The sequence below is a fragment of the Rhodococcus olei genome (assembly GCF_039540555.1).
GTDB lineage: Bacteria > Actinomycetota > Actinomycetes > Mycobacteriales > Mycobacteriaceae > Rhodococcus_G > Rhodococcus_G olei.
In genome coordinates this window covers 43,996-55,035 of the sequence record NZ_BAABFB010000022.1, presented here as the reverse complement: position 1 = coordinate 55,035, position 11,040 = coordinate 43,996, and the positions used below count along the sequence as shown (strand labels likewise).

Annotated in this window: 14 protein-coding genes; 6 read left to right on the top strand and 8 right to left on the bottom strand. The window is 63.5% G+C overall.

Going from position 1 to position 11,040, the window contains the following annotated elements; genetic code table 11:
* Positions 1-89: 89 nt before the first annotated feature.
* The 3 genes from ABD951_RS04785 to ABD951_RS04775 all read right to left on the bottom strand — a co-directional run bounded on the left by ABD951_RS04785 (position 90) and on the right by ABD951_RS04775 (position 1,427).
* Complete coding sequence (locus tag ABD951_RS04785; protein ID WP_345342602.1) at positions 90-722, bottom strand: hypothetical protein; 633 nt, start codon at positions 720-722, stop codon at positions 90-92.
* Between the two features lie 205 nt (positions 723-927).
* Positions 928-1,182 carry a Txe/YoeB family addiction module toxin gene (locus tag ABD951_RS04780; protein WP_345342601.1) on the bottom strand — a complete coding sequence of 85 codons (255 nt, stop codon included), beginning with the start codon at positions 1,180-1,182 and terminating at the stop codon, positions 928-930.
* Complete coding sequence (locus ABD951_RS04775) at positions 1,179-1,427, bottom strand: type II toxin-antitoxin system Phd/YefM family antitoxin (RefSeq protein WP_345342600.1); 249 nt, start codon at positions 1,425-1,427, stop codon at positions 1,179-1,181. The genes ABD951_RS04780 and ABD951_RS04775 overlap by 4 nt, the downstream gene beginning before the upstream one ends.
* A gap of 141 nt (positions 1,428-1,568) precedes the next feature.
* Here ABD951_RS04775 and ABD951_RS04770 point away from each other — a divergent pair, with 141 nt between their 5' ends.
* From ABD951_RS04770 to ABD951_RS04760, 3 genes are all read left to right on the top strand, one after another.
* Positions 1,569-1,766 carry a type II toxin-antitoxin system HicA family toxin gene (locus ABD951_RS04770; protein ID WP_345342599.1) on the top strand — a complete coding sequence of 66 codons (198 nt, stop codon included), beginning with the start codon at positions 1,569-1,571 and terminating at the stop codon, positions 1,764-1,766.
* A 77-nt stretch (positions 1,767-1,843) separates the two neighbouring features.
* Positions 1,844-2,221: a HicB family toxin-antitoxin system gene (locus tag ABD951_RS04765; RefSeq protein ID WP_345342598.1), complete on the top strand. Its 378-nt coding sequence runs from the start codon at positions 1,844-1,846 to the stop codon at positions 2,219-2,221.
* A 208-nt stretch (positions 2,222-2,429) separates the two neighbouring features.
* A complete protein-coding gene (locus ABD951_RS04760; protein ID WP_345342597.1) occupies positions 2,430-2,636 on the top strand; it encodes a hypothetical protein in 207 nt (68 codons plus the stop codon).
* Between the two features lie 151 nt (positions 2,637-2,787).
* On the opposite strand, the gene ABD951_RS04755 is transcribed toward ABD951_RS04760, so the two are convergent.
* The 4 genes from ABD951_RS04755 to ABD951_RS28645 are packed head-to-tail and all read right to left on the bottom strand — an operon-like array spanning position 2,788 to position 4,306.
* Positions 2,788-3,243, bottom strand: a complete 456-nt coding sequence (locus ABD951_RS04755; protein WP_345342596.1) for a hypothetical protein — start codon at positions 3,241-3,243, stop codon at positions 2,788-2,790.
* A 14-nt stretch (positions 3,244-3,257) separates the two neighbouring features.
* Positions 3,258-3,545 (bottom strand): hypothetical protein, encoded by a 288-nt coding sequence (locus ABD951_RS04750; protein ID WP_345342595.1) that lies wholly within the window; start codon positions 3,543-3,545, stop codon positions 3,258-3,260.
* Entirely contained in the window at positions 3,546-4,115 is a 570-nt protein-coding gene (locus tag ABD951_RS04745) for a hypothetical protein (protein ID WP_345342594.1), read from the bottom strand.
* On the bottom strand, positions 4,112-4,306 hold the full coding sequence (locus ABD951_RS28645) for a helix-turn-helix domain-containing protein (RefSeq protein WP_425569774.1): 195 nt from the start codon (positions 4,304-4,306) through the stop codon (positions 4,112-4,114). The genes ABD951_RS04745 and ABD951_RS28645 overlap by 4 nt, the downstream gene beginning before the upstream one ends.
* Positions 4,307-4,558: 252 nt before the next feature.
* Here ABD951_RS28645 and ABD951_RS04740 point away from each other — a divergent pair, with 252 nt between their 5' ends.
* The 3 genes from ABD951_RS04740 (at position 4,559) to ABD951_RS04730 (ending at position 5,722) form a co-directional block, all read left to right on the top strand.
* Positions 4,559-5,191 (top strand): recombinase family protein, encoded by a 633-nt coding sequence (locus ABD951_RS04740; protein WP_345342592.1) that lies wholly within the window; start codon positions 4,559-4,561, stop codon positions 5,189-5,191.
* Between the two features lie 61 nt (positions 5,192-5,252).
* The gene (locus ABD951_RS04735) at positions 5,253-5,432 is read left to right on the top strand and encodes a hypothetical protein (RefSeq protein ID WP_345342591.1); all 180 of its coding nucleotides are present in this window, start codon (positions 5,253-5,255) and stop codon (positions 5,430-5,432) included.
* Between the two features lie 77 nt (positions 5,433-5,509).
* Complete coding sequence (locus tag ABD951_RS04730; RefSeq protein ID WP_345342590.1) at positions 5,510-5,722, top strand: hypothetical protein; 213 nt, start codon at positions 5,510-5,512, stop codon at positions 5,720-5,722.
* 112 nt (positions 5,723-5,834) lie between these two features.
* On the opposite strand, the gene ABD951_RS04725 is transcribed toward ABD951_RS04730, so the two are convergent.
* The gene (locus ABD951_RS04725; RefSeq protein ID WP_345342589.1) at positions 5,835-10,817 is read right to left on the bottom strand and encodes a hypothetical protein; all 4,983 of its coding nucleotides are present in this window, start codon (positions 10,815-10,817) and stop codon (positions 5,835-5,837) included.
* Positions 10,818-11,040: the final 223 nt, after the last annotated feature.

Sequence of the window (11,040 nt, the reverse complement as noted above, 5' to 3'; positions counted from 1 at the left end):
TCGCCCCTGACGCGCCGGTATCCTTCGAAGGTCGCCTGATGCCCGATCCACAGGATTTGACTATTTCTCACGACGCCGGTCCAACCGGGCTAGCTGTGCTGAGTCTGCTGCTTTTTCTCCTTACCGATCTCCTGCGCTACGTGGAACGTCGAAAGACAAACGACCGCCGCCGAAACCATGACGAGCCAGAGCCCCCAACCGATCGAAGGGCCCACGGTGCGCCCCATGAACTCCGTGGCCTGGTCGGCGACGTCGAAGGCATTTGGAATCGAGATAAAGAGACACAAGGCGCCAACAACCGGGCCCGCCCAGCGGTCACCGTACTTGGGGCGTCCGTTCCTCGAAATGAGGCTGAAAATGCCGACCGCGGAGATAGCGCCGAGTATCAAGGTCAGGACCCCGTCTCCATCCACGCCAGCCTTGCTGATTGCGAAGATGGTGACCCACGGGCCGAGGCTGCCGATGCAGATGCAGATGCTTGCAATGAGCGCGACGACAAGCTTCGGGTAGTAGCTCGGCCTGGCCGGCGGCCCTGCAATGTACTGCGAAGGGTACGTCGGTGGAGGCTGCTGCGGCGGAGGGTAGAACGGCTGTTGCGGCTGATTTTGGCCGTATGACGATTGAGGCTGCGGCGGCGGCCCTTGCCAGCCTTGGGGTGGCGGATAACCGGGTCCGGGCTGTTGATTGTTCGGGTCTTGCGGGTCGGGTGGGACAGTCGTCACCGGATGATCCCTCTCTGAATCAGACGCCACTATCGGCGAAGTAGCCGCAGTCTAAAATCCACGTATCATCCACTCACGCAAGGCCTTTCCTTTGTCATTCAAATGATCGACATCGCAGCCGGGTGTACGGCACCGCAGCAACACGACTAGTGTCCTAAGCCGACCGAAGCCCCCACCTGCTGTTGCGGGAGGGGGCTCCGTCTGTCTAGTAGTGGTAGCGGGCCGCGATGATGACTAAGGACCCGTCGGCCACCTCGTACACCAGCCTGTGTTCCTCGTCGATCCTGCGAGACCAGTAGCCCTGCATGGCGTACTTGAGTGGCTCAGGTTTTCCTATGCCTGAGTACGGGTCGCGTTTGCAGTCTTCGATGAGGTCGTTGATGCGTTTGAGTTTCTTGCGGTCGGTGACCGACCAGTGGGTGTAGTCGTCCCATCCTTCGTCGGTGAAGGTGATGTTCACTCGATGAGTTCTCTTTCGGTGTATTCACCGCGGCGGGCCTTTTCCATGCTGGCGAGTAGTCGTCGGGCGTTGGCCGGCGACCTGAGGAGGTAGGAGGTTTCCACGATCGCGTCGTAGTCGTCTTTGGAGATGAGGACGGCGTTTCCGCGTTTTGAGACGATTTCGATGGCGGTGTGGTCTTCGTTGACCTGTTCTACCAGTGGGAATAGGTTTCGTCGGGCTTCTGTGGCGGTGATGGCGGACATGTGGACCCCTGGCTTACGAGAGTTGGTACTACTGCGACTGTGTGTGGTACTGGATTAGGTACCATGATAGTACCGCATCCGGTCCATGCAAAGCGTCTACTCCGTTTGACTAGAAAGTGTCTACCGCGCTAGACTAGAGTCATGATTGCGGAACAACCAACACGAAGAATCAAGAAGCTCCTACAAGAAGCGGGCTTCTCGCCACAACGCACCGTAGGTAGCCACACCTACTGGACCGGCCCCAACGGAACGGCCGTCTCCATCCCCGACGGACACAACACCATCTCCCCCGGCGTAGTCCGACAAGTCCACAAAGCCATCGAACAATCCAAGAACTAGCCCCACCGGTCCGGGGCCGCAAGGCCCCGGACCACCCCAGCAACACCGACCCAGACTCCCGAGCAAAGGAAGATTAGATGTCTACTTACAGGGTCGAGGTGACCCGAGAAGGCAAATGGTGGATGGTCGCCATCCCCGAACTTGACGGACTCACCCAAGCCCGCCGACTCTCCGAATCCGACTTGATGGCACGCGAATACATCGCCGTCACCACAGGAACCGCTCTAGCCGACGTCACCGTCGATATCACCGTCAAAGTCGACGGCATCGACGCAGGGAACAGAGCCGCCGAGATCAGACGCGAGCGCGAAGCAGCCGCGAAACTCGAAGCTCAAGCCCTCGCAGAGTCGAAGCGCCTCGCGCACGACCTCGCCGATCTAGAGGTTCCAGTCAGGGACATTGGCGAACTTCTAGGTGTGACGTTCCAACGAGCGAGCCAATTGGTCAACTCGTAACGCGCACGTTCTGCAATCATCGGACGCGCCCCCACCGCAATGGTGGGGGCGCGTTGCGTTGCGGCCGGTGCACGACCGCGACCAGCGGAAAGACGAGGATCCGGTACAAGTTGCGGGACTCCATAGAAGGAGGGACACGCAACACGTCCGCGAAACCACAAATGCCCCCTCCAATGGGATCGGGGGGGCATTTGCTCGGCTGCGACTCATGCAGGCAATGTGGACCAATCGCTCTGCACGGCGCGCACCCGAGGCCGTCGGTCAAACGAGCGCCGGCGGATTCACCTCGGGTAGATCATCGACGCAGATCAGCGGACGCGAGAAGCTCATCGAGCTGCCGCTGATCTGCGTCGATGCCGGCGAACTCGTCCAGATCGACAGGATTGAGACCGTCGGTCGCGGGTCGAACCGCTGAACCAGCACGTCGCCTCTTTGGATCTGGCCGACGCGCGCCGCAACCGGGGCAACGCTGCGTTGCGACCGCTACGAACCTGCCGCAACAGTCGCAACGCAGCCGTGTCATGCCGACGGTCCTGCCGTCAGCAAACACGTATCCGGGCAATGCGTCACGCGGCGAAGTCTCCCTCACCCTGCATCTCCCGAAGCTCTCGAAACCCCCCACGGGCCAACGCCCGACGCTCCGCCTGGCGTTGACGCTCCAACTCCGCTGCGGCCTGAGCGCGTTCGACTGTCGCCCGATGGTAGGGGTCAATCCACTCCTGAGACCGCTCGTAGTTTTCGCGTGCCTCCGCATTTACGGCTGCTTGCCTGGCGAACTCCTCCTCGAGTTCGGCAGCCTCACGCTCGCGACGGCGCCGCTCGTCAGCCTCCGCACGCTCAGCGGCTTCGCGTTCTTCGGCTGCCCAGCGCTCTCGGATGGCATCCACCGAGTCTTCGTCGAGTTTCAGGACATGATCGGCCTCCGCCTTCTTCGCCGCGGTGACTTCATGTTGCGCTGCTGCTGCGGCCTGGGCGCGCTCGACACTGGCACGGTGCCAGTCGCTTCGGTATCCCTCTGACATGCGTTGTCGTTCTCCTACTTCTGTTCAGTGGGGGGGGTGGCGTACTTCTCGAATCCCGGTGGAACTTCAGGGATGTCCCTATGACCTGCGCCCCTGTTCACGTACGGCTGGATCGACAGGAGCCGTTCGCGGCACACCCTGTACGCCCTCAGTGCGCCGGCGATCCGTTCAGGAGTCGCGGCGTTGCGTTCCACAAACCGGACTACGTCCTTGCATTCCCATATCGCGCTGTTCATGTTCTGCTGGGCGACGTTGAAATCGGGGATCGCGTAGTCGCTGCCGAGGTACTCGTACGCCGCCACCTACGCCGCCTCCTGCGACCCGCTGGTCGCCCGCGAGAGGAGATCGGCGATCTCATGCATCGCGCTATCCATGCTCTCCTGATAGCCAAAGGCCAGTTGCAGCTTCAGTTCATGGTCACGAAGCAGTGCGGGCGGTCGATACAAGGCGTCACCCAACCGCTGAACGATTGTGGTGCCATTCAGTGGCAGATCGCCATGCCGAGCGGCGAAGGCCCCGACGGCGGCAGCGACCCACGCACTGGGATCTTGCTTCTCGAAGAGCTGCCCACGACGTACGACAGAAGTGGGTCCACCGTCTTCAACGTTTGCTGTCCGTTCGGGGTCGAACGGAATCGCCCCCTCGACGACTTCACCGTCGTTGACGAATGGAACTCCGCCACCGACCAGTGCGCGTGCCGCCTGGTCAACGACGGAATTGTGCTCACAGATCGCATCGTGCAGGCGTTGGAGGCCGCCCATCGCGGAGACGTAGGCCGCCATGAGGTCGGTGTCGTCGTATCGCGCCAGTAGCGCCTCCACATCCTCGTGTGCTTGGTTGGCGCGCTGAGCATTGCCGGGTGCGTTGGTCATGCCACCTCCGGTTCGACGATGCGGTCTCGCATGTAGGCGAGGAGGTCGGACTTGGCGTATCGGACACGCGATCCGGGTCCGGACGTCCTCCAATATCGGGGCCCGGTCTTCTTGCAACGCCAGTAGGTCAATGTCGGTGGGCTGACGCCAAGAAACTCAGCGGCCTCAGCAGTGTCCAGTGAGTCGGACATGGGTGTCCCTCGCTCGGGTGAAAGTGACTTCGTCGGGCCAGCAGACGCCAGATGCCCGGTGCCTCCATTCTCCCAGGTTTCAAAGTCGGCTCTTTATGCACGAAGCGACGGCGTTAGACAGCGTTCGAGGCTGTTCACAAACGACCGAATGTGAACCGTCCGCGCGTTCAGCGGTTTCCGCAGGACCGAAGGTGTCAGAACTCTTTTCCGAAATCTATTGATTTTGGACATGGGAAGTGACACGATGGGTGCATGCCAAGGACATCCGACGAAGCCGCGAAGCTCTTCGAGCTCAACCCCGATGGCGATCCCGCCGTAGTTGGTTACGCCCGGATCAGCACCGGCGGCCAGGATCACGCTCTGCAACTTGATGCTCTTCGCGCAGCGGGCTGTGGGCGGATCTACATCGACACCGTCAGCGGCGCGACCGACAAGCGACCCGCCCTCGGCGCTTGCCTCGACCACCTCCGCGAGGGCGATACTTTGACCGTCTGGAAGCTCGACCGCCTCGGTCGATCGATGATTCACCTGGTTCAGACGGTCGAAGGTCTCCTGACCCGCGGTGTCGGATTCCGTGTCATCACTCAGTCAGGCATCGACACAACGACCTCTGACGGCAATCTGGTCTTCCAGATCTTCGCGGCGTTTGCCGAGTTCGAGCGGAACCTTATATCCGAGCGAACCCGCGCCGGCCTTGATGCAGCTCGAGCCCGTGGACGCAAGGGCGGACGGAAAGCGTCCCTCTCCCCCAACAAGGTCAAGGTGGCCCGGCAGATGCGCGACAACGGGCTGACTCTCGATGAGATTGCCGCCGAACTCGGCGTATCTCGCTCGTCCGTCTACAGGCACCTCCGAACAGACGCGGCAGAAGGAGAGGCGCCATGACATGAGCCAGCCACACCGCACGACCCGAATCCGAGATCATCACTGTTCAGGAGGAGTTCACATGGCCACCAACGTCTCAACCGTCCTGACACCTATCGCGGGCATCAGCACGATCACCATCAACACCTCTTGCGCGGCCCCCGCCTCGAGGACGTCCATCGCAGCCTCTCGGCCTAGCGATACACGCGCATGGCTGGCCGGGCGTGCGTACTTCCACAAGCTGGTCGCCGACGCGAAGTAGGGATCTGCACCCAGTCCGCCCTTTTGAAGCTCAACCAATCGAGGGTCACTCCCCTCTCGCCATCGAAGGAGACCACTATGTCCGCAGCTCTCGCTCTCGTCCCCTCCACCAACCTCCACTTCGAGTCTGTCGAGACCGTCAACCATGAGTTGTCCTTCGCGGTCGAGGATGGCCAGGTTCAGATCGGCATCGATTCCTTGGAGGACTTCTCGGGGGTCACCGTCTACTGCAACGCGACCGATGTCGACGCACTGATCCGCACGTTGCAGCAGGTCAGGAACACCCTGTAGTTCCCGCACCGACAAAACGAGACCCACCCGGAAGCTAGCCGGGTGGGTCTCGTTTTGTTTGTACCCCATGATCCCGACAAGGGACTAGGAATACCAGCCTGAACTGCGGTTACTACCTCAGGGTTCGTGTGTAGCCGCGGGCTGCCATGTCGTGGAGCCGTGCGAGGCGGGTCATCGCTTCCGGGACGTCCTGGGTGACGATCGTCCCGACGGACACCCCCAACCCCAGCGGGGACAGGGCGTCGTCGATCAGCTCGCCGGCGGTTTCCCGGCCCCAGTTCGCCCACTTCTGCGAATAGGTGTCCGCCCACTGCGCCATCCGCTGTTCCGGAGTGCCGCCCTCGGGGACGGTGGCGTATTCCTGGAACGTTTGGCGGGCTTCCGGCGCCATGTTCGCGAGCATGTCCGCCTCCGTTAGATGCCCGGGGGTGGACGCGAGTTGGGCTTCGTCGACGGCCTTGCGGGCGCCGTTGAGGACCACCTGACCTGCGGGTGCGACGGCCGGTTGCCCGAGCATCGTGGCGAGCGCCGGCAGCAGGTTCTCACCCATGTCGATGAGCTGCTTGAGCACCTCGAACCCCTCGGGGTTGAGCATGTACTCGTCTTTGCCGGTGCGGTTGCGGACGATGTGATCGCCCGGGGGGACGTTGCCGCCGGTGTCCCGATCCAACGGGTCGCCGTAGAGGCGGTTGACGATCTCGTCGGCCTCCGCCATACGTTCCGCGTACTTACCGGGGAACGCGGACACCTGCACCGCCTGCGCTGCTGCGCCGCGGTCCATGCTCTGCCAGTCCTTGGTCATCAACTGGTCGAAGAACATGCCGGCCGACGCGCGGGGGTTCATCCGCTGTTCGACCGTGCCCCACGCGCCGTTGTTCCGCTGCTGGAACAGGCCCACGGAGTCGAAGTCGGATCCGATCGCGTCGTGCGGGAAGTCCAGCGACTCCGGGACGGAGTTGTTGGCGTACATCCGCATCCCGGACTCCACCAACGCGGTCGCGACACCGATAGCAGCAGCATCCGGGGGTAGTCCGCGATCCTTCGCCGCAGCGACGATCTCGCGGGCATAGTCCTCCTGCGAACCTCCCCACTCACCCAACGCGGCACCCGACGACCCCGAGGACCCGTCCTTCGCCGCAGCCGAACCGCGAACCTTCGCGATCGCGGCCTTGGCGATCGTGTCGAACGCAGCCTTCGGAACCCGACCGAAATCCCCCAACCCGGGGAACGGATTCGGGATGGTTGACCCCAACGCGTTCAGCGGCTTCTCGAACAGATCAGCCGCAAGGTTCCGGAACTTGTTGGTCACAGCCTTCGCGGCACCAGAGACCATCGACCCCAGCCGGGCCAGCAGCCCCTTCTTCTCGTCCTCCGACAACTCCTTGAGGGGGTTGTGGGAGGCGATGTGAACGTGGTTGCGGTGCTCCGAGTTGGTTGGTTCCCCGAAGTTGAACGGCTGACCTTCGTCGATGTTCTGCCATCCGTTGAGGGGCCAGTGGATCAGCTCCGCCAGGTTCGAGCCGTAGTTCTCGTAGAAGAACCGGGCCGCCTCATCCATCTCCGGGGTGCCGGCGTCGCCGCCGTTGGAGATGTCGACCGCCTTACCTTGGCCGTGGAGGTCGTTGGTGTCCCGGAAGGTCGAGGTGATCGACATGCCCGGGAACTTGTCTTCGACGATGGAGACGATGGATTCGACGATGCCGCCGTTCGCGAAGCCGCCCATGAACTTCCGGGCACCATCAACGCCACCGGACCTGGCGGCTTCGTTGGCCTTGTCGACGAAGTCCGGGCCAACAGCACGCGTCCACTCCGGCCGCATCACCGCTTCACCGCCACCAACAGCGATCAAACGATCATCCACACCCGGGCTGTAGCCGGACATGACACCGACCGTGCCGCCCTTCGCGAACGCCGGAGTGTCGGACGGAACGTTGATACCACCGATCGTGGTCAGTTCCGGCAGACCGATCTTCGGCCCAATTGCGTTCCAGAACCGGACAATCCCGTCGTTGTAGACGGTGTCGATCACCCAGTTGATCGGCCCAGCGAGCTTCCCCTTCAGGGAATTCCAGATTTCACCGATCTTGGCGGTGCCTTCGTTGAACTTCGTACGGAGGGTGTCGAGGCCACCCGACAGGCCAGGGAAGTGGGTGGTGATGATGTTGCCGACACCTTCACCGATCTTCCCGGGCAGGTCCGTCCAGGAGGTGACCGCGCCGTCGGTGATGTAGCTGGTGAAGTCGTCGGCCAGGCCGCCGAGTCCCTCTGTGCGTAGCGTGTTCCACGCTGGTGCGATGGTGTTGTTCCAGCCGTCGGACACGCCGGAGGTGAGGCCGGACCAAGCGCCGGACGCGATGTTCCCGACGTTCGTCGCGAACCCGGATCCGATGTCACCGATCCGCCCGGTGAACCCGTCCCACGCTGGGCGGATGGTGTTGTTCCACCCGTCGCCGATGGAACCGGTGAGGTCCTCCCACTTCTCCCGCCAGGCGTCAGGGTCGCCGATCAGCGACGACCCCTCTGTCCTGGCTTCCTGCCAGCCGGTCGTGTCGATGCCGGAGGCGTCGCCCTGGAACACGCTGACCCCGGCGGGGGTGAATCCGTCCTTAGCGCTGACCTCAGGGCCCTCGAACGTGCCGCTGCGCGAGATGCGGCCCTCCGGTGCAGGGTCGTTCTTGGTGGAGTCCCCGGGTGCACCAGTGCCGTCCCAGGCGCCGCCACCTATCCAGTCAACGGTCTTTTCCCACCACGAGCCGTTCTTCTTGACTTCCTCACGCCGCTCGCGGTCGTCGGCGGCCCGCTCCTCAGGAGTGCGGGTGTCCCGGCGCGGGATGAAGCCGGCGACGGTCTTGATGGTTGCCGCGATGGCGTCGACGATCTCCTGGAGGTCTTTGAAGAACGCCCGGATGTTGCGTTGCCCTTCGGGGGTGCCCCAGGTGTCGGACCACCGTTTCGTGGCTTCCTCGATGGAATCGAGCCACGAAGCACCGACCTCGTCGGAGCCCCTGAAAAGGCCATTCGCCATGCCGCCGAGGTTCTTCGCGATCCGCCACAGCTGCGAGAAGGTGTCCACCGCGTCCTGCATGAACTTCTTGAGGTCGCCGCTTCGGCGCATCTCGGAGATCATGTCGGCCCAATTGCCTGTGCCGTCCTCGAACGCGCTGGTCACGTCGGGTAGCAGTTCGGACCCGACGGCGGTGATGTCGAGCAGTGCGCGGCCGAGGTTGCCGACACCGTCGAGTAGCGGCCCGAGTGCGGTGGTGGTGTTTTCCAGGATTGCGGAGATGTCGCCCTGGACCTGGTCCCCGTTCAGCCAGTCCATCGCGGCCCGCAGCCGGCCATTCAGGACATCAGCGAGACCGCCCAACCCTTCGGTCAGGATCGGCATGTAGGTCGTCGCCAGGCGCTCAAGGGTCGGCCCCATATCCGCGAACAGAGAATCCTGGACCGCGAACTTCAGCTCACGCCACGCATCCCGCATCCCCAGAATCGAGTTGACGAACGCCTGCGCGTTCGGCGACAGCCGCGCCATCGCCTCGTCGAACTCTTTGGCTTTCGTGCCCGATTCGGTGAGTGCTTCGTTCAGCGCCTCCTGGGCTTCAAGGATCCGCTGCTGCGCATCCGCGTTGGCGTCAGCGGCGTCACGGCGGGCCCGGTCCAGGTCGCGTTGCGCCTCAACCTCCGCGTCCGCAGCCGCGGTGACCTTCTCCTTCGCCGCGACAACCTGCTCCGACCCTTCGACGCCGGCCAAGGTGGCGGCCTGCGTCTCCTGCCGCAGGTCGGCGTTGCGTTCCCGCACCTCCGCCAGCCGCTGAACGGCCTGGTCGTAGTCGTTCTTCGCCTCACGACGATCCAGCCCGGAGACGGGGTCGCCGTCCTTGCCGAGGTTCCGGATCCGTTCGGCGGCCCGCTCCACCGCGATGATCGCCGATTCCTCGTCGACCGCGGACCCCTTGAGCGCGAGGTTCAGGTCCTCGATCTGCTCCTTCGCGTCCTTGCGGGCGCGGGTCAGGTCTTCCTGCGCGCGAACCGAATCGGCCTGCGCGGACTGCACACCCTTCTCCGCGCGACGGATCGACTCAGCACCCTGGTCTGCAGTCCGGGCGGCCTGCTTCCGGGCATCATCAACCCCACGCTGCGCCTTGACAGCGGCCTTCGCGGACTTCTCCGCCTCCTCGCCGCTGTCTTTAGCCTGGTCAAACCCAGCTTTGAGGGCGTCTTTGACGCCATGCGTCCCGAGCGCGAGGGTTCCGATTGTTGCCGCGGCAGCGGCACCCATCGCCGGCAGGAGCGCGACCACGCCGGCGGCCTTCACCAACTGCCCGACCAGCGGAATCAGGGACACACCCGCCAGGCCCATCAACCCGACCCTGGCGACACCAGCGAGGGACCCGAGGCGGCCGACGCTGCTGATCGTCCCAGACGGGATCGGCGGGAGTCCGCCGAGATCCCCGTGCAGGCCGGCGACCAGGGCTCGAAGCTGCAGCAGATGCGCAACAGCGCCAGCGGCGTCGAGTTCGACCGGGATGCGGATCGGCGCACCGGCGACCGCCCGGAACGCATGCAGCTGCCCCTGCGCGAAAACGGTGTCGAGGCGGAGCTCGGCGGTCAGATTTCCGCCGCTCAAGGCGGCCTTTTGGCCCTGAAGCTTGGAAGTGTCGAGATCCAGACGAACCTTCGTCGACAACGCCGGCATCCCCGCAAGCGCGGACCTCGCCTTGGTGCGGAACGCCGCGACGGATCCCGGTTCGAGCGGGATCTTCAACGCCGGGGCGTTGACGCCCTTAACCGCCGTCTTCAGATTGGTCCGGAACCCCGCCATGTTGACGGAGACTGGCACCTTCACCGCGGGCGCCTTGTGGGCCTTTACCCGCGTGTCGATCGTCTGGAAGACGTCGCCGAAGAACGGCTGGATCTCAAGTCTGGCAGTACCTGCCGAGAACGCTGGCCAGGACAATGGGCACCTCTGAGGTTCGTCACCCGCCCGCCGGGGGGGTACGTGGTGGCGCGCGACATCAGAGCGGGAGGCGTCTGGCGCGCGAAATGATGTGGTGGTTTGCCCGTGGCCGCGAGAAGCACCGAGAACCGGCACCACATGCCAAGAAGACGGGCATTATACGGACCAATCTTACCTTGTCAACCGGTCGGCTCTTTATGCGACGAAATGCGCGATTAGACACTGTTCGATACGTTTCGATTGTGGACAGCGGAAGATGTTCCAAGTAGGCCGTACCGTCAACGGCGGAGGAGGCAAATAGTGGGCCCGCCGACTCACGATCGTCTGGGTATGCGGCGTCGTGTTCCGCAGTCGCCACAGG